This window comes from Heterorhizobium halophytocola, from assembly GCF_017873095.1.
Classification (GTDB): Bacteria; Pseudomonadota; Alphaproteobacteria; order Rhizobiales; family Rhizobiaceae; genus Allorhizobium; species Allorhizobium halophytocola.
On the sequence record NZ_JAGGJU010000001.1, the window covers coordinates 579645 to 596334 of the forward strand.

The window sequence follows — 16690 nt, forward strand, 5'->3', positions numbered from 1 at the left end:
GGCGTCAGACGCTCTGCAGCGCATAGGGACCGATGCCCAGCAGGAACTGCGTCGCATAGCACCAGAGAAAGATGCATTCGTATGCGTCGACCGACAGACGTGACGGTATCAGCGCTGTCCGGCGCCCCACGATCTCACGATGCGGAAATTGCGAGGATGGGGCAAGACGGCCAAAACCGAGCGTCTCGGCTGCCGCGGCCAGGCTCGGATCGGCACTCGACTGGGGAATACGGTCGAACAGGGCCCAGCCGGGTTCTTCCGCACCGTCGAAGAAGAAATCCTCGCTGGTGGTCATCAGAACGCCATCGGCGCGCTGGGTGAGCGTGAAATGACCACGCAGGATATGCCCGCCCCGGCCGGAAAACGTACCCGTCGCGATCAGCATATTGTCAAACCCTTGCCTCCCGCCCATCAGGCGGTGATGCAGACTGCAACACCGAACAACCCCATGCCCCATGCGAACGCCAAGAGAACCCCACCGGTTCCCCGCGCTCCCCCTCCGCCCGTAGTCCGGCAGCCGCACCGAAGATCAAACCGGCAGCGGCAAGGCCTTGAACAAGAGACCGTCTCCCATCAAAAAATCATCACAGCGCCGACATAACCCAGGTCCTGGCCGTCGTCGGCGCTGTGATGCGAGCCGTGGGAGGTATTCGGCTCGATTGAGTGTTGCGCTGGTCGGCGCCGTTGATCGATGTCATGCGGCCCCTCGCCCGACATTTGTCTCCACTATGCGTTGAGAGCGTGACCCGCCCGTGATTTTAGGCTGTCAGTTCCAACCGCCCGGCGGCCCTGGCGTAAAAAAAACGTAAATTCGGCGCCCGCCCGCAAACTTCGTTTGACCGGGAAGGCCGGGCGGAGTGCCATCCCGCGACAGAGGCGAAGACAAGAAGGGGGAGCCGAGATGGCCGGTCAGCAGGAGACAGACGACGTACACTGGTTCTGGGATGGCTACCTCGATTGGGCTGACTATCTTGCGGCCCACAAGGACATGCCCCCGGCGCCCTCCTCTCCCAACAGCGTCAAAGACTATGTGCCGATCTTTCTGAGGCTTCGTCAGGACCGAGCCTCCCGCTACGGCAATGGATCAGGCGCCGCAGCCAGCCTCCTTGCCTTTCTGCAGGGCGACGGCGGGGAGACCATCGCCGGGAGCCGGGCCCGGATCGATGCACGGATCGAGCCGAACGAGTTGGAAGCGCTGGAAGCAGGCATCTCCCAAGGCGTCGTGGAGTTTTACGCCTACATTCCGCGCGAGCGGCTGCTCAACGCGCGCTTCCGGCATCGGCTGACCGAGGTGTTCGACCTGCTGGACGTCGGCTCCACTGTGGCGCTCGCCGACAGCGCGGTGCAGTCGCCCGAAGCCGCCTTCGTGACGAACCCGGCCGGAAAGCCCGAATTGGACAAGCCGGTTGTCGCCATCATCGATGACGGGATCGGCTTTTTGAACGAGCGCTTCACCCGGGTCGACGACGCGACGGGCCGGTTCGTCACGCGCTTCGACCGGGTCTGGATACAGGCGCGGGAAAAAGCCGATCCGGCCTCGGCGTCGCGGGTGCTGCTCGGCCGGGAATTGTCCAAGGACGATATCGATCTCCTGCTGGCCAAAGGCGCACGCCTCGACGAATTCGCCGAATATGCCAGACTGAATGCGCAGCTGCTCGACGAAGACGCCCATCGCAGCACGGAATTTCAGTTCAGCCATGGCACGCATGTTCTGGACGTGGCGGCCGGGGCAGACCCATTTCATACGGCCACCGACGAGGATCGGCGCGTGCGCGACTGGCCGCTGCTCGCTGTGCAATTGCCGCCCGAATCGATCGAGGATACCTCGGGTACAAGGTTCGAGACGCATGTGGTGATGGGGGTAAGGTGGATCCTGTCGACGCTCGGACAGCTCTATGCCAACCGTCCGCCGGTGATCATCAATATCTCGCTCGGCATTCTCGCAGGGCCGAAGAACGGCACCAAATTTCTCGAATACCAGGTGGCGCGCGAGCTTGCCCGCTATCCCGAGGCGCGTGTCGTCTATGCCTATGGCAACAATTACCTGTCGCGGCAGGTGGCGTTTTTCGAAGCGCTCGGCGGCGCGCAAGAGCCGGCCGAGCGAACGATCGAATGGGTGACACCACCCGACGATTTCACCGCCAGCTTCGTCGAGATCCATCTGGAGGGGCATGACGAACTGCCGGCGGAGTTTGCCGTCGGCTTGACCGATCCGGCCGGACAGAGCCTTGCCGCCACACCGGTAGCAAGCGGCAGCTTCATCTCGCTTGTGGATAATGCCGGCCACGCCTATGCCCGCATCTACCACGTGCCGTCGCGGATTCTGGAGACGCGGCAGGATGGCAGTGACCTTCGAACCCGTGCCGCCTATGTGCTGGCGCTGGCACCCACCGCCCGGCATGGTCGGCAGGATATCCTGGCGCCATCCGGCAGTTGGACAGTAACGGTGCGTAACGGTCTTGCGACAGCGCAAAACGTGATCCTGCAGATCCAGCGGGGGGACACGGCCCCGGGCTATGATCCTCTCGGACGACAATCCTATTTCGACGGACCGAACGCGTATGACTTCGATCCTGAAACGCTCGATTACACGGCGCTCGGGGCGGGCCCGATCACCCATCGCGGCACGCATTCGGCGCTGACGACAGTCCATCCCTCCGTCGCGCCAGAGGTTGCGGCACGCATTCACCGGGCCGCCGGCGCGGTGTGGCGCGGCGAAGACGAAGCGGTGGCGGCCGACTATTCGGCCCTGTCAGCCGATTGGAGCAACTATGCGCCGACCGACAGTGCGGTCAGCGAAGATGGTTATGCCTTAGAGGGCGTGCTCGCGAGCGCCACCACGTCCGCCTCGATCGAGGCACTGAGTGGCACCAGTGCCGCCGCGCCGCAGGTGTGCCGCGCGCTCGCCAAGACTGCCCAGAGCGAACTGGACCCGACAGTGCCTGGGCCCGAAGCACCAATCCCGATCACCGACCCGCTGTCGATCGAACGGCTTTCGGCCGGGCTCTGGCCGAGGGTCGGCAGCCGTAACCGGTCCTGACGCTCCGCTGAAACGGAAGGGGCGGCACCCCCGATGCCGCCCCTCCTCTCCGCCCTATGCCCGGTGAAGGGCCTCAACGCATCAGGGCGAATTCATCTCCGCACGGACAGCTTTCCACAATTCGGCGAGAATGGAGAGATCCGGTACGGTCGCCACCGTGTCTGTCGATGTCGCCCCGAATTTGGTGGCGAGCGTCCCGAGGGAAAAATTGTCGGCATCCGGCGCGCCGTAGCTGCGGTTGACCGCGACCGAAGCGCCGCCGGACAGATGGGCAACCAGATACTCGCCGATCGAGATACCGAGCAGCGCACCGACCATGCTGTCGGTCGGAAAATGCACGCCGGCGACCGTCCGGTTGGTGGCGATCCTTGCCGCAAGCCGCATCGGCAGCGTCTCATCGAGCACGGCCTGTTCGCCCGATTTTGCCGGAACACTGCCGCCGGCGATCAAAGTCGAAAACACGGTGGCAACGGCAAAGGATTCGGTGGAATGGCCGCTCGGCCAGCTGCCATGCGTCGGCGTCTGGATGATCGGCTGCAATTCGGTGGTCATGGTGATCGGCCGGGGAATGTCGAAGGCGTGCTTGATCGGCATCTCGACAAAGGCCGCAAGCCGCAGCACCCCGCGCAGCAGATCGAGCGTCCATTTTGTCGTGGTTTCGCTCAGATAGGCGATGGTGCCGAAGAAGGAGAGTATGTCGGTCTGCTGGATGTAGATTTCAGGCAACCGGTCTATCCGCAGATCCGCCGCCTTCTTCATGTGTCCAAGCTGAATGTCCGCCATGGTCTTCGTCGTGCCGTCGGGCAGGGTGAAGCTGTGGGTGAAGTCCGGCCGTGTCAGGGTGATCAGCACTTTGCCGCCGGCACTGACCGTGCCGGCCGCCGGATCGACGCTGAACAGGCGCTGCAGATTGTGATCGATCAGCACTTCGCGAACGTCTTCTTCCAGCGGCTTGAACGCATCCCACGCCGCGCGTGGTGCTGTCAGATGCGGGGCCGTGCGCGTCGCGTCACCCGACCAGCGGTTTTGAATTCCGTCCCGTGTGGCGGCCAGCGCCGTGCTCAGATAGGGCGAGGAGCTGCTGCCGGCATGGTCGAGGCCGCTTTCGAAATCGGCATCGCCCTTCCCGCCTTTCCCCCCTTTTCCGCCCTTGCCTCCCTTGCCGCCTTTACCACCCTTGCCGCCCAGACCCGCCATCATGGCCTCCCGATTTCTGCCGCAGGCGATGGTGGCAAAAGCGCCGTCGGCAAGTCAAACACCGATTGTGGTTGCTCGGAATAATAACGCTTTTTTCACGGCAGCACGCATCGATTGCCGACCCATCCGAAATAGCTTATAGTCCCCTGTGTTCCTAGGGGTCAGGAGCTATGCACGATATTAATGCGACGATCAGGCTATTCGGTCCTTTGGCGGTCATGGCAACCGATGGGGAAGATCTGACTCCCTGCGGAAAGAAGGCGCGCGCGCTGATTGCGCTGCTCGCCACCTCCCCCGGATACGAGCGCCACCGGCGATGGCTCGAAGACAAGCTGTGGAGCGACCGCGGGCCGGAGCAGGCAAGTGCCAGTCTCCGCCAGACGCTGAGCGAGATCCGTCGCACGCTGAAGGGCTATGACCACCTGATCACGATCGACCGCAACACGGTGCGCCTCTCCGCCGCGCATGTCGTCACAGATCTGGAAGATGCCGAACTCCATGCCCTGGAAGGCCGCGATTTCCTCGAGGGGCTCGATGTCCGCGATCCGGAATTCGAGGAATGGCTGCGCCTGACGCGCAACCATTTCGCCGCCCCGCCATCGGTTGCAATGCCGAGCGTGGCAAGGCCGACCAGCGATACCAAGATCGCGATCAAATGCGTCAGCGTCAGCGCGGAAACCAAGATCGCCGGCCTGATCGGGGAAATGCTGAGCAACCAGATCGGCCAGAATCTCGGCGAGCAGCTGAGCGCTTGGTGCCGCACCGACACCAGCGAAACGGTCGAGCGCGATCCGGAGACCAGCGATATCGAGGTGAAGTGCCACGTCTGCGAGGCGCAGGAACATACCGCCGCCTTCATCACGACCACCTACGGCCCCCATCGGCAACTGCTCTACTCGAAGGCGTTCCAGGTCAGCGAGCGCTCGGTCGATCTGTTCAACAGCGACGACCTGGCACGGGCGGTGTTCGAAGCGACCGAACGAACGGTCTACCGGCTGCCTTCCGTCGTCCATGCGATGAGCCCGACGATCGAAGCCTCACGACTGGTGCAGATGGCGGTCGGCAAGATCTTCTCGTTTCACGCCGGCGAGTTGATCGAAGCCGACCGGCTGCTCGATCAGGCCTATCAGCTGGATGCCAACCCCGCCTTTCTCGCCTGGCGGGCGCTGATCCGCAATATCCAGGCGATCGAGATGTTCAACCTCGATATCGGCCATCTGCAGGCCGAGGCCAGGCGGTTTCTCGACCAGGCGCTCGCAGCGGGCCAGGACAATGCGCTCGTGCTGTCGCTCGCAGCCCTGGTGCAGGTGATGCTGTTCGACGACGCCTGCAGCGCGCTCGACCTTGCCCGGCCGGCGATGGAGACAAATCCCAACAGCGCCTTTGCCCTGCAGTCGATCGCCATGGCGCAGATGCTGTCGGGCAACACCGAGTCGGCCTATCTCGTCTCGCAGCGCAGTCACCACATTGCCAGCAGTTCGCGCTACGGCCACTGGTGGGACCTGTTTCACTGTCTGACCTGCGTGGCGAGCGGGCGGCTGGAAGAGGCGCTGACCCACGCCCAGGCATCCTCGCGCAAGGCTCCGAATTTCCGCCCGCCGCTTCGCAACCTCCTGGCGCTCTACGGGCATTTCGGCATGGAACAGGAGGTGACGGTGGTGGCCGCCCGGCTTCGCGCAATAGAGCACAGCTTCACGATCGAACAATTCCTCGAAGACGAGAATTACCCGAACCGCACCTTGCGCATGGCCGGGCTGCTGGAGCAGTCACGCCGCAAATTGCCTGCAGCCTTCTGACGCCCTTGGTACTCTGAGCCATCTACCCAATCTTGAAGGGCACCGCACCTCTGCCTCAGTGAGGGCCGGCGGGTTCGGCGACACCCCATGCGGACTGCCAGACGATGCCCTTTTCCATCTCGACATACACCGGGGTGGTACGGCCGCGATTATGGCTTTCGGCAATTTCGACGGCCTTGCGCGGCTCCAGCTGCTCGCCCGGAAAGATGGCGTCTTCCCGATCGCCTTCGCCCTTGGTGCGGACATAGCCGCGCACCGTATCCCCGTCCGGATAGAGCTTGATGATAATGCTTTCGGCCGGAACCCGGCTGCTGTCCGTGATGATCTTCATGACTGGCCTCCTCTTGTGCAGGTAGAACCGCATTCACCGGTCGGCGGTTCCCGGATACCCGCACGGTATGCTCGCTACCTTTCCGTGACGAAAGCCCGTGGGGAACGGAACTTTCCTGGCCTGAATTGGTTTGAGGAACACAAACAGGAAGGAATTCAACATGCTGAAGTGGGCACTGATATTTTTCGTCATCTCGATCGTGGCCGGTATTTTCGGTTTCACCGGTATTTCTGCGGCCGCTGGCGGCATCGCACGAATCCTGTTCTTCATTGCCCTGGCGATCTTCATCATCTTCCTGGTGCTGGCCCTGATGGCCGGAAGCGTCGTCTTCTGATCGATCGACAGTCGGCATCTGTCTGACGGAAATAGATGAAACGGGTTAAGCCCGGGCCGGTTATCCGCTATAGCAGGTGGATGGGCGGCTCGGGCCGCCCGTTTCATGCCGTCCGGAGAAGCCCTTCATGAACCTGCCGCAACCGCTCGCCGCCGATCTCGATTTTCTTCGAGAACTGCGCCGCGACCTGCATGCCCATCCCGAACTCGGCTTCGAGGAGGAGCGCACGAGCGCTATCGTCGCGAACGTGCTCCAGGAGGCGGGCATTCAGGTGATCAAAGAGCTTGCCGGTACCGGCGTGGTCGGTACGCTGCAGGTTGGCAACGGCACGCGCACCATCGGGCTTCGCGCCGACATGGATGCGCTGGCCATGCCGGAGACGGCCGATCGCCCCTACAAGTCGCTCGTTCCCGGCAAGATGCATGCCTGCGGCCATGACGGCCACACGACCCTGCTTCTGGGTGCCGCCCGCTATCTGGCGCAAACGAAGAATTTTTCCGGCACCGTGCATTTCATCTTCCAGCCGGCCGAAGAGGGCCGCGGCGGCGCAAAGCGGATGGTCGAGGAAGGCCTGTTCGAACGTTTCCCTTGCGATGCCGTCTACGGCCTGCACAACATGCCGGGTCTTGATGTGGACGAGATGGCCGTGGTCGAGGGCCCGCAGCTTGCCTCTTCCGACAGCTGGAAACTGACCTTTCGCGGTGTCGGGACCCATGGCGCCAAACCGCATCTGGGCAAGGACCCGGTCACGGCCGCCGGCACCTTTCTCGCCTCGCTGCAGACGATCGTCGGGCGGGTGGTCGATCCGCTGCAGCCGGCCGTGGTCAGCGCCTGTTCCGTCCAGGCGGGCGATCCGAAGGCGTTGAACGTGATCCCCGATTTCGTCGAGATCGGCGGCACGGCCAGGGCCTATACGCCGCAGGTTCGCGACCAGCTGGAACAGGAAATCGGCCGCTTGGCGAAGGGCACGGCACAGATGTACGGCATCGAGGCGTACTACGAATTCATTCGCCGCATTCCGCCCGTGGTCAACGACGCCGACGCCACTGCCCGCGCGCTTGGCGCCGCCAGGGCCGTGTTCGGTGAAAAGACACGCACCGCCTTCCCACCCTCGACGGCCGGCGACGACTTTGCCTTTTTCGCCGGCGAGGCTCCCGGCTGCTATGTCTGGCTCGGCAACGGTCCCGCGATCGACGGGGCGCTGCATCACAATACCGGATACGACTTCAACGATGCGGCGATCGGCCCGGGCGTCCGCTTCTGGGTGGAACTGGTTGAACAGGAGCTGAAGGGCGGCTGAACCGACCTTCCGGAGGCGTGTGCAGGTCAGGCCGGTCCGAGCACCGGCGTCTCCAGCAGCTTGCCCTCGGCGATATCGGCGATGCCCCTATCCGTCTGGTGCGGGCCGGCATTGCAGGCAAGCGTCGCGCCGAAACACGCCTTGAAGGCGAGATAGGGTGGTTCCCAGTCGACAACCCGGTCCATCGCGGCTCGCAGCTCGGCAAATGCGTGCGCGACATCACGCAGGGGCACATCGGAGACCAGCCCTGACAGGGGCAAAGGCAGCAATGCCAGGACCTCGCCATCGACAACGACCGCCATCCCGCCGCCGGCCTCGGTAACCGCGTTGGCGGCGACCGCCATGTCCTCTTCATTGCCGCCGAAGACGGTCAGGTTATGGCTGTCGTGGGACACGGAGGTCGCAAAAGCGCCGCGCCAGCGACCCCATTCGCGAAGATAGCCGACCCGCGGCACAGGTTCGGCATGGCCATGGCGGTGGATGACGGCGATCAGCGTGCTGCCGGGCGGCGGCACGACAAAACCATCCTCGACCTCACTCTCCGCCTCGCCCCAGGCGGTGAACCTTGGCCGGTCGATCGTGGCAACGCGGACGCGGCTGCCTTGAGCGGGAACACGAAACTGCTCGGCGGTCAGGGACCCGAGCTTCATCGAGCCGGTGAGGCCGCGCATGTCGATCGGCGCAAGCGCCGTCAGCATCTCGCCGTCGCGCGAGACCGGTTCCCCGCCAACCAGGACGTGGCGGGTGCGAAAATCCGTAAGGTTGTCGAAGACGACGAGATCGGCCCTGCGTCCCGCCGCGATCAGCCCGAGATCATTGCGTCCCAGACGCCTCGCTGCGTTGAACGTCGCCGCCTGCAGGGCCCATTCCGCCGGCAGGCCGTAGCGCACGAGGCGACGCACCACGTCATCGAGCCCGCCGCCGTTGAAAAGATCGTCGGGGAAGACGTCGTCGGTGCAGAGCGTCACCGTCTGGGGCAGATGCCCAAGCGTATTCAGCGCTCCGACGAATTCCGGCAGCAGATAGTCATGCGATCCGCGCAATTCGATCGTCAGCCCTGCCTGCAGCTTTGCCATCAGATCGTCGGCCGAGACGAGTTCATGATCCGAGGTCACTCCTGCAGCCATGAAGGCGGTGAGATCGGCGCCATCGAGACTGCGGGCATGGCCGCAGATCAGCTTGCCGGCGGAAAGACCCGCCTGCACGATGGCGCTCATCCGCGGATCGCGGTCGATCACACCGCGCATGTTCATCACCTCGGCGATGCCGCCGATCTCCGGCCAGGACAGCATCTCGGCCATCACGCCGGCATCGAAATCCGCCCCGTTCAGCTCATAGCCCGGGGCCGACGGCACGCAGGACGGGGCCAGCAGGATCATGCGCAGCGGCAGTGCCCTTGCCGCGTCCCGCGCATAGCGCACGCCGTCGAGCCCATGCACATTGCCGAATTCATGCGGATCCCAGACCACGGTCGTGACCCCGCGCGCCAACACCGCCTCGGCATAGGTGAACGGCGTCACCATAGAGCTTTCGACATGCATATGCGTGTCGATCAGGCCCGGCGTGACGAAAGCGCCGGCAGCGTCGATGGTCTCTGACGCATCGGTGCGCGTGCCACGCGGGTGGACACTGGCGATCAGCGGGCCGGTCAGGCCGATATCGACGTCGCGATGCTCGCCGGTCACCATGTCGACCAAAATACCGTTGACGATCAGCCGGTCGAACGGTGCATCGCCGCGGGCGGCCGCGACGGCGCGGCTGCGCAGATCGGCATCGTCGAGATCATGCGGCTTGGCTGCCCTGTCGATCCCGCTCATCGCCCGGCCTCCGTCAGGAGCGAGGACAGGACGATATCCTTGATCGCGCCCGCGTCACAGTCCGACGCGAAGGCCGCATTGAAGGTGCCGTGCGTTTCGCGTGTCTCGACGACGGTGCGGCCGCGGGTCAGCGCGCTGCCGCATTCCATGTCGATGCGGGCATCGGTGAAGGTGACGAGATCGGGGCGCACGAAGGCGGCGGCGGCCGCAGGATCATAGAGTGCCATGGTCGGTCGTCCCCTGCTGACGGCGATGTCGATGAAGCCTGCCAGCATGTCGGCCAGAAGTGCGGCATTGGCGCCGCCAGCCGCGCGAATTGGCGCGACCGCCTCAGGGCCCGCCTGAACCTTTCGGCAGAAGTCGAGATCGACCATCTTCAGCCCCACACCATGCGCCAGAACGATGGCCACCGCTTCAGGATCCGCCAGCGCATTGAATTCAGCAGATGCCGTGTGATTGCCACGTGTCAGGGCACCGCCCATCCAGGTCAGATCATCGATCCGTGTTGCCAGATCCGGTCGTGCCAGCACCAGTGCCGCAAGATTGGTAAGCGGCCCGAGCGCCAGGATGCGACGCGGCGCAGGTGCTGTCTCCAGCCAGTGGACAAGCGCTGCGAAAGCCGGTTTGCCCTCCAGCACCCGATCCTGCGGCACGGTCAGGCCGGTGGTCGGAATGCCGGTTTCACCGAGGATCGCCTGCGCTGTTTCGAGCGCCCCCATGACCGGTTGCGCGCGACCGATATGGATCGGGAAAGCCCATCCGAATGCCCGGGCAGCACCAGCCGCATTGCGCCGCACCTGCTCGAGCGGCGTATTGCCGAAGACCAGGCACAGGCCGTCGATCTCGAGGCTTGCCTGCCTGACGACGAGGACGGCTGCGATGTCGTCGAAGCCCATGTCGGTATCGATCCAGACACCCATGCCGGTCACCCGAACCGGTGGAGTACGGCAGCGCCGGCGACCGGCAGATCGAAGCGGACCTCGCTGCCAATCGAATGCACCGGGGCTGCGGCGTCGACTTCTGCCTTGACCATGCCGAACGGTGCCTCGATCACATATTCGCGGGAATTGCCGGCAAACGAGACGCCGCGCACGAGGCCCGTCAGCGGTCCCGATCCGAGCGGAACGGCACGCGGCCGCCAGGCAAGACCTCCGGCGTCCGGCACTGTTCCGGACACGTCGATCGCGGTATTTCCGGCAACCAGCCGACCGTCCTTCAGCGGAAAGATATTTTCGAAGCCGACGAAATCGGCAACGAAGCTGGAGACCGGATGATTGTAGATCTCTTCCGGCGTACCGATCTGCTCGATCGCGCCGCCGCGCATGACGACGATCCGGTCGGCGAGTGCCAGCGCCTCGATCTGGTCATGGGTGACGAAGATCATCGTCACGCCGCTTTCCTTCTGCACCCGCTGCAATTCGGTGCGCATTTCCAGGCGCAGGCGCGCATCCAGGTTGGAGAGCGGTTCGTCGAGCATCAGCACCTTCGGCTGCATGACGAGCGAGCGGGCAAGCGCCACGCGCTGCTGCTGGCCCCCGGACAGATCCGGCGTTTTGCGACCGGCAAATTCCAGCAGGCCGACGGTCTTCAACCCACCCTCGACCGTGCGGCGCAGTTCGTCGCCGCGCATGCCCTGCAGCTTCAGGCCAAAGGCGACATTGTCGAACACCGTCAGGTGCGGGAACAGGGCGTAGGACTGGAAGACGAGGCCGATTTCGCGCTTGTTGGCCGCAAGCTTGGTGATGTCGCGTCCATCGAGGGTGATCCGCCCCCCACCGACCGACATCAGGCCGGCAATCGCCCGCATGGTCGTGGTCTTGCCGCAGCCGGACGGACCGAGCAGTGCCAGAAGCTCGCCCTTGCGGATTGCAAGATCGAGATCCTTCACCGCCGGGGTACGGCCATAGGCCAGCGTCAGCTTGTCGAGCGTGAGATAGGTTTGGTCAGACATAGCGGGAGAACCCCAGGAAACGTTCGGCAGCAAAGACGATGCCGATGGAAAGGAAGGCCAGAAGCGAGGACAGCGCTGCGATCGAGGGATCGAAGACGATCTCCATATAGCCGAGCATGTCGATCGGCAGGGTCCGGACGCCGGGGCCGGACAGGAAGAGCGAGACCGGCACCTGGTTGAAGCTCGTCACGAAGCCGAGGATGAAGGCCGAGAGGATGCCGCCGCGGATATTGGGCAGCACCACGCGGAAGAAGGCGCCGATCCGCGACGAGCCAAGCAGAACCGCGGCCTCCTCCATGTCGGAGCGCAGATTGGCAAGGCTCGCCGACACCACGCGCACCGCATAGGGCAGGACCAGCGCGGTATGGGCACAGAACAGCGCGAGCGTGATCGACAGGCCGACCGGAATGACAAAATAGCGCAGCAGCGCCAGACCGACGATGATGCCCGGCACGATGATCGGCATGGAGACGAGGAAGCGCACCGTCTCCGACCCCGGCAGCCTGTAGCGCGACATGGCATAGGCAGCGGGTATGCCGAGGATGAGGGCCGCGAAGGTGCCGCCGATCGCCAGGAACATGGAAACGGCGAAACTGGCGCGGAAGCTTTCGACCTGGAAGACCTTGACGATCCACTTGAACGAAAAGCCCTGCGGCGGGAAGGCCAGCGTATCGCCGGCCGAGAACGAGGCGGCGACGATGATGATGAACGGGCCGATGAGAAACAGCAGCACGAGGGCGAGCGTGATCGGGGCGAACAGCCTGGAGGTCATTTGGCGCTCCTTGCCGTTGCGAGACGCCGCAGCAGGATGTTGGCGGCAAAGCTCATGACGATCAGGATGAAGGCGATGACGCTGGCCGAGACGAAATTGTTGGTGACGGTGACCTGCTGGTAGAGCAGCGTCTCCAGCATCAGAACCTTGGAACCGCCGAGAATGGCGGGCGTGATATAGGCGGTCATCGAACCGGTGAACACCAGCGTGCCGCCGACCACCAGTCCCTCGCGGGTGAGCGGCAGGATGACCTTGGTGAACACCTGGAACCAGTTGGCGCCGAGCACGCGCGCCGCCGGCACGGCATCCTTCGGCAGGTTTTCCAGCGCACTGATCAGGGAGATGACCATCAGCGGCAGAAACAGCTGCAGGAGGCCGATGAAGACGGCGGTCTCGGAAAAGAGAATGCGCACGGGTTCATCCGTCAGGCCGACCATCTGCAGTGCCTGGTTGATGATGCCGGTGCGTCCGAGAATGACGATCCAGGCATAGGTGCGCGCGACGGGCGAGATCATCAGCGGCAAGACGACGAGACCGATCATCCGGCCCTTGGCCGTTGGCGGCAGGGATATGATGGCATAGGCCGTCGCATAGCCGATGACGGCGGCACTGGCCGTCACGAGCACCCCGAGCTTCAGCGTGCGCAGGAAGACGGTGCGGTTCAGCGAGGACGAGAAGAAATCGACATAGGCGGAGATCGTCCACTGGTCGGCATGACGAAAGCCCTCCGACAGCAGCAGAACGACCGGCAGCAGAAAGACGACGCTGGCGAACACCGCAGCCGGGAGAGCAAGGGCGAGTGCTTCTGCCCTGTTCTGGAACATGATCGGCGGATCCTGTGGCTATGCAGCAGTTTAAGAAAACGAGGCGCGGCCGCCAAGTTGGGGGGTAGTACGACCGCGCCCCGCCCAGCCTTTGGGAGGCTTTCGGGACCGGTCGGCCTTACTGGCCGACCTTGGAATTCCATTCGGTGAGCCATCCGTCGCGCTTGTCCAGCGCCACATCGGACGGGATCAGGGTCAGGCTCTTGGCGGTGTCCTCGCCGTAGGTGATGTTGTTGGCGACCTCATCGGACACCTTCACCTCGGCGTTCGCCGGGCTGTCGACCAGCTTATCGGCAAGCTTCGTCTGGACATCGGTGGAGAGCCAGAAGTCCATGAACTGCAGCGCCAGGTCCTGGTTCTTCGAATTCTTGGTCAGCACCATGACGTTCATGCCGCCGGTCTGGCCTTCCTTCGGCGTGGCCCAGGCGATCGGCATGTCGAGCTTGGTGAACGGCGCCCAGGCGAAGCGGCCGATCGGGGCTGCCCAGATCTCTTCCTGCTGCATCAGCTGCACCAGCTGCGAGGACTTGACGTAGAAGGTGACGATGTCGTCCTTGTTCTTGCCGATGGCCTCGATCGGCGCCTTCAGGTCGGGGGCATCCGAGCCGAGCGCCTTGCCGAGCATGTAGAGCGCCGGCGGGCCCTGGTTGGTGGTGACGTTCGGCCAAGCGATATGGCCGACATATTCCGGCTTCAACAGATCGGCCCAGCTGTCGATCTTCATCTTGTCCGAGCGGTAGGCGATCGAGGTCGAATAGAAGGTGTAGCCGACGCTCATGCCGTCGCCGTTCGGATCCTTGGCGATGTCGTAGAGCTTGTCGAAATTGGAAAGCTTGGAGGTGTCGACCTTGTCAATCAGCCCCTTGCGCGACGCAGAAAGCGCGTCGGCCATCGAGACGACCGCCATGTCGACCACCGGATTGGCTTTGTTCTCTTCCATCTTGGCGAGACGCTCTACGCTGTTACCGGTCTCGACGACGAGCTTGCAGCCGCACATCTTCTCGAAGGGGTCGTAGACGATGGTCTTGAAGTCGTCCTGAGCGAAGGCATAGACGGAGATCGTCAGCGTCTTGTCGTCGGCATGGGCGAGACCCGTGCTCAGCAGCAGGGCGGCAGCCGAGGCCAGCATTTTCGTCTTCATGGGGCATTCCTTTCAGAAGGTTGGCGGCGCGATGAGGAAGCTGCGACGGCGGCCGAAGTTTGCCGGGCGATCAGGGTCATCGGCACGCGGCCGGCCCCTGCGACCGCCACGGCACGGCCTGTCGGAGGGATCTGTTGCGGAGCCGTTTCGGCGATCATGTCGGCCAGCGCCTGCACAGCCAGTTCGGCAATCGTCGCCAGGTCCTGCCGTACGGTCGTCAGGCTCGGCGTCACTGCCGTCGACCAGACGAGATCGTCAAAACCGGTCACGCTCACATCCTCCGGCACGCGGATGCCGGCGCGCTGCAGTTCGGTGAGCGCGCGCAGGGCCTGAAGGTCGGAGACCGCGGCAAAGGCGGTAAAGCCGCGATCGACAAGGGCCTCCAGTCCGAGCGGACATCCCTGCCCTGCCTGGCGTTCGATGGTCTCGACCCAGAGCACCTCGACGCGCACCTGTCTGGAAAGGCCCGATTTCATGCCGCCGATGCGGTCGTTCTGCACGTTCGAGCGCGCATTGGTACCGATCAGCACGATGTCGCGATGACCGAGACCGGCCAGATGTTCGGCAACCAGCTGGCCGCCCTGCCAGTGATCGGCAGACACCGTGTTTCCCGGGGTGGAGGGACTGTCAATGACGGCAACCGGGCAGCCCAGATCGGCGATGCGGGTGCCAAGGCGCGGCACGACGACGATGCCGTCCACATCCCGCTCCAGCAGGCGGTTGATCGCCTCGGTCTGCCTTGCGGTTTCACCGCGGCTGTCGGCGATCAGCACGCCGTATCCGGCTTCGCTCGCGGCATTCTCGATAGCCTGAGCGATCTGCGGGAAAAGCGGATTGGCGATATCCGGCAGAACGAGGCCCAGGACCTGGGTGCGACCGGTGCGCAGGGCGCGACCTGCAAGGCTCGGCGTGTAGCCGATCTCGGCGGCCTTCGCCCTGATCCTGTCGGCGAGTTCGGCGGAGACCCGTCCCTTGCCCGACAGCGCATTGGAAACCGTCGCCGAGGAGACCCCGAGCGAAGTTGCAATCTGACTAAGTGTCGAACCGGGCCGGTTGGCAGCCATGCGATGCCTGCGTGATTAAACGATTAATCAACGCTAGCGTCTTTCGTCGGCTTTGTCCAATCGTTTTACCGAGCCCCTGCCCGGCAACGATCGACACGCCCGGATACCAGCCGGCAGTGAAGGGGCATGGGGGCACATTGGCACGGGCGGGGAAGCGTCGGGCGGTCACGCAACCGGCGGCGCACACCCGATCTATAATTTTCTAGCATAACGTTATTGCAATCAACATTAATTGCATCCTATTAAAATTCCTGCTTCGCTTTATTCGATGCGAACGCGCACTATATCGCCATAGCAGTTGGACTTCCGACCTCGTCAAAGAGCCCCGGCAGCCCCTCCACCCCGACCCTGTCAGGAGGCTTCATGACCCAGCACTGTCCACCGCGCCTAACCAGGCGCTCCTTCCTCTCCACGATGTCGGCGGCATTGCTGGCCGGCACTGCGGGTCCCGCACTCGCCCGCGACTATCCCGGGGGCACCCTGCCCTGGAACGCCTATTCCTCCGAGCCACCAACCCAGATCGTGCCCGGCGGCTGGAAATTCTTCACCCCCGCCGAGGCCGCGACCGTCGAGGCCATCGTCGATCGGCTGATCCCCGAAGACGATCTTTCGGTGGGTGGCAAGGACGCCGGCTGTGCGGTCTATATCGATCGCCAGCTGACGACATTCTACGGCAGCTCGGACCGCCTCTACATGCAGGGACCGTTCAAGCCCGGCCTGCCGACGCAGGGATACCAGGGCGAGTGGACCAATGCCGAGCGCTATCGCCGCGGTCTCGGCGCCATCGCCAAATATCTGAACGCCAACAAGTCCGGCGCAACCTTCGCCTCTCTGTCCGACGAGGACAAGGATGCCTTCCTCAAGGACATGGAAGCCGGCAAGGTCGAACTTCCGGATGACGTGGATGCCAAGGCCTTCTTTGCGCTGATCCTCGGCAACACCATGGAAGGCTTCTTCGCCGACCCGGTCTATGGCGGCAACAAGGACATGGCGTCCTGGAAGATGCTGGGCTTCCCCGGAGCTCGGTACGATTACCGCGAATATGTTTCCAAGCACAACCAGCCCTTCCCGCTGCCTCCGGTTTCGATCGCTGGCGCGATGAACTGGAAAGCGAAGTAAAGAG

The 16690-nt window shown here is 63.7% G+C and carries 15 protein-coding genes; 5 read left to right on the forward strand and 10 right to left on the reverse strand.

All coding sequences use genetic code 11. The features are described from left to right. Positions 1-4: 4 nt before the first annotated feature. Complete coding sequence (locus J2Z17_RS02735) at positions 5-385, reverse strand: hypothetical protein (protein WP_209941957.1); 381 nt, start codon at positions 383-385, stop codon at positions 5-7. Between the two features lie 516 nt (positions 386-901). On the opposite strand from J2Z17_RS02735, the gene J2Z17_RS02740 reads away from it, so the two are divergent. Next, the gene (locus tag J2Z17_RS02740) at positions 902-3040 is read left to right on the forward strand and encodes a S8/S53 family peptidase (RefSeq protein ID WP_209941959.1); all 2139 of its coding nucleotides are present in this window, start codon (positions 902-904) and stop codon (positions 3038-3040) included. A gap of 81 nt (positions 3041-3121) precedes the next feature. On the opposite strand, the gene J2Z17_RS02745 is transcribed toward J2Z17_RS02740, so the two are convergent. Beyond that, positions 3122-4240 carry a phosphatase PAP2 family protein gene (locus J2Z17_RS02745; RefSeq protein ID WP_209941961.1) on the reverse strand — a complete coding sequence of 373 codons (1119 nt, stop codon included), beginning with the start codon at positions 4238-4240 and terminating at the stop codon, positions 3122-3124. Positions 4241-4407: 167 nt separating this feature from the next. On the opposite strand from J2Z17_RS02745, the gene J2Z17_RS02750 reads away from it, so the two are divergent. After that, complete coding sequence (locus J2Z17_RS02750; protein WP_209941963.1) at positions 4408-6033, forward strand: AfsR/SARP family transcriptional regulator; 1626 nt, start codon at positions 4408-4410, stop codon at positions 6031-6033. Between the two features lie 55 nt (positions 6034-6088). On the opposite strand, the gene J2Z17_RS02755 is transcribed toward J2Z17_RS02750, so the two are convergent. Further along, entirely contained in the window at positions 6089-6364 is a 276-nt protein-coding gene (locus J2Z17_RS02755) for a hypothetical protein (RefSeq protein ID WP_209941965.1), read from the reverse strand. A gap of 160 nt (positions 6365-6524) precedes the next feature. On the opposite strand from J2Z17_RS02755, the gene J2Z17_RS02760 reads away from it, so the two are divergent. Both J2Z17_RS02760 and J2Z17_RS02765 read left to right on the forward strand, forming a co-directional pair. Continuing rightward, positions 6525-6698, forward strand: coding sequence for a DUF1328 domain-containing protein (locus J2Z17_RS02760; protein ID WP_209941967.1), 174 nt, complete (start codon positions 6525-6527; stop codon positions 6696-6698). Between the two features lie 127 nt (positions 6699-6825). Beyond that, positions 6826-7998 (forward strand): M20 aminoacylase family protein, encoded by a 1173-nt coding sequence (locus tag J2Z17_RS02765; protein ID WP_209941969.1) that lies wholly within the window; start codon positions 6826-6828, stop codon positions 7996-7998. A gap of 26 nt (positions 7999-8024) precedes the next feature. Here J2Z17_RS02765 and J2Z17_RS02770 read toward each other — a convergent pair whose 3' ends face one another. From J2Z17_RS02770 to J2Z17_RS02800, 7 genes are all read right to left on the reverse strand, one after another. Continuing rightward, positions 8025-9815: an adenine deaminase gene (locus J2Z17_RS02770; RefSeq protein ID WP_209941971.1), complete on the reverse strand. Its 1791-nt coding sequence runs from the start codon at positions 9813-9815 to the stop codon at positions 8025-8027. Beyond that, positions 9812-10735 carry a nucleoside hydrolase gene (locus J2Z17_RS02775; RefSeq protein ID WP_209941973.1) on the reverse strand — a complete coding sequence of 308 codons (924 nt, stop codon included), beginning with the start codon at positions 10733-10735 and terminating at the stop codon, positions 9812-9814. The genes J2Z17_RS02770 and J2Z17_RS02775 overlap by 4 nt, the downstream gene beginning before the upstream one ends. A gap of 5 nt (positions 10736-10740) precedes the next feature. Next, positions 10741-11766 (reverse strand): ABC transporter ATP-binding protein, encoded by a 1026-nt coding sequence (locus J2Z17_RS02780; RefSeq protein WP_209941975.1) that lies wholly within the window; start codon positions 11764-11766, stop codon positions 10741-10743. Continuing rightward, a complete protein-coding gene (locus tag J2Z17_RS02785) occupies positions 11759-12538 on the reverse strand; it encodes an ABC transporter permease (RefSeq protein ID WP_209941978.1) in 780 nt (259 codons plus the stop codon). Before J2Z17_RS02785 ends, J2Z17_RS02780 begins: the two co-directional genes overlap by 8 nt. Next, on the reverse strand, positions 12535-13362 hold the full coding sequence (locus tag J2Z17_RS02790; RefSeq protein WP_209941980.1) for an ABC transporter permease: 828 nt from the start codon (positions 13360-13362) through the stop codon (positions 12535-12537). Before J2Z17_RS02790 ends, J2Z17_RS02785 begins: the two co-directional genes overlap by 4 nt. A 118-nt stretch (positions 13363-13480) precedes the next feature. Continuing rightward, positions 13481-14503 carry an ABC transporter substrate-binding protein gene (locus J2Z17_RS02795; RefSeq protein WP_209941982.1) on the reverse strand — a complete coding sequence of 341 codons (1023 nt, stop codon included), beginning with the start codon at positions 14501-14503 and terminating at the stop codon, positions 13481-13483. Further along, the gene (locus J2Z17_RS02800; RefSeq protein ID WP_209941984.1) at positions 14500-15567 is read right to left on the reverse strand and encodes a LacI family DNA-binding transcriptional regulator; all 1068 of its coding nucleotides are present in this window, start codon (positions 15565-15567) and stop codon (positions 14500-14502) included. Before J2Z17_RS02800 ends, J2Z17_RS02795 begins: the two co-directional genes overlap by 4 nt. A gap of 363 nt (positions 15568-15930) precedes the next feature. Between J2Z17_RS02800 and J2Z17_RS02805 the strand changes: the two genes are divergently transcribed. After that, positions 15931-16686 (forward strand): gluconate 2-dehydrogenase subunit 3 family protein, encoded by a 756-nt coding sequence (locus tag J2Z17_RS02805; protein ID WP_209941986.1) that lies wholly within the window; start codon positions 15931-15933, stop codon positions 16684-16686. The last annotated feature ends 4 nt before the right edge of the window (positions 16687-16690 follow it).

Coding starts and splice junctions, on each gene's coding strand:
- J2Z17_RS02745 (WP_209941961.1), bottom strand. CDS start 4,240: ATGATGGCGGGTCTGGGCGGCAAGGGTGGTAAAGGCGGCAAGGGAGGC.
- J2Z17_RS02800 (WP_209941984.1), bottom strand. CDS start 15,567: ATGGCTGCCAACCGGCCCGGTTCGACACTTAGTCAGATTGCAACTTCG.
- J2Z17_RS02750 (WP_209941963.1), top strand. CDS start 4,408: ATGCACGATATTAATGCGACGATCAGGCTATTCGGTCCTTTGGCGGTC.
- J2Z17_RS02765 (WP_209941969.1), top strand. CDS start 6,826: ATGAACCTGCCGCAACCGCTCGCCGCCGATCTCGATTTTCTTCGAGAA.
- J2Z17_RS02770 (WP_209941971.1), bottom strand. CDS start 9,815: ATGAGCGGGATCGACAGGGCAGCCAAGCCGCATGATCTCGACGATGCC.
- J2Z17_RS02790 (WP_209941980.1), bottom strand. CDS start 13,362: ATGTTCCAGAACAGGGCAGAAGCACTCGCCCTTGCTCTCCCGGCTGCG.
- J2Z17_RS02805 (WP_209941986.1), top strand. CDS start 15,931: ATGACCCAGCACTGTCCACCGCGCCTAACCAGGCGCTCCTTCCTCTCC.
- J2Z17_RS02755 (WP_209941965.1), bottom strand. CDS start 6,364: ATGAAGATCATCACGGACAGCAGCCGGGTTCCGGCCGAAAGCATTATC.
- J2Z17_RS02795 (WP_209941982.1), bottom strand. CDS start 14,503: ATGAAGACGAAAATGCTGGCCTCGGCTGCCGCCCTGCTGCTGAGCACG.
- J2Z17_RS02760 (WP_209941967.1), top strand. CDS start 6,525: ATGCTGAAGTGGGCACTGATATTTTTCGTCATCTCGATCGTGGCCGGT.
- J2Z17_RS02780 (WP_209941975.1), bottom strand. CDS start 11,766: ATGTCTGACCAAACCTATCTCACGCTCGACAAGCTGACGCTGGCCTAT.
- J2Z17_RS02740 (WP_209941959.1), top strand. CDS start 902: ATGGCCGGTCAGCAGGAGACAGACGACGTACACTGGTTCTGGGATGGC.
- J2Z17_RS02735 (WP_209941957.1), bottom strand. CDS start 385: ATGCTGATCGCGACGGGTACGTTTTCCGGCCGGGGCGGGCATATCCTG.
- J2Z17_RS02775 (WP_209941973.1), bottom strand. CDS start 10,735: ATGGGTGTCTGGATCGATACCGACATGGGCTTCGACGACATCGCAGCC.
- J2Z17_RS02785 (WP_209941978.1), bottom strand. CDS start 12,538: ATGACCTCCAGGCTGTTCGCCCCGATCACGCTCGCCCTCGTGCTGCTG.